This window comes from Mesorhizobium sp. M8A.F.Ca.ET.207.01.1.1 (genome assembly GCF_004794715.1).
GTDB lineage: Bacteria > Pseudomonadota > Alphaproteobacteria > Rhizobiales > Rhizobiaceae > Mesorhizobium.
Genome location: NZ_SRUS01000420.1, coordinates 1 through 313 on the forward strand (window position 1 = coordinate 1; position 313 = coordinate 313).

General features: G+C 65.5%; 1 pseudogene. It reads right to left on the reverse strand.

The window, feature by feature from the left end:
* A pseudogene (locus tag EN850_RS35185) lies at positions 1-313 on the reverse strand (polyribonucleotide nucleotidyltransferase); the annotation flags it as partial.

Below are 313 nucleotides of genomic sequence, written 5' to 3' on the forward strand. Positions count from 1 at the left end.
GGACGACGAAGCGCTCGCCTTCCTTGACCAGGCCCATGGCGATACCGGCCACCGGCGCCTTCACCGGCACGCCGGCGTCCATCAGGGCCAGCGACGAGCCGCAGACCGACGCCATCGACGAAGAACCGTTCGACTCGGTGATTTCCGAGACGACGCGGATGGTGTACGGGAACGATTCCAGCGACGGCATGACAGCCAGCACGCCACGCTTGGCCAGGCGACCGTGGCCGATTTCGCGGCGCTTCGGGCCCATCATGCGGCCGCACTCACCCACCGAGAACGGAGGGAAGTTGTAGTGGAACAGGAAGTTTTC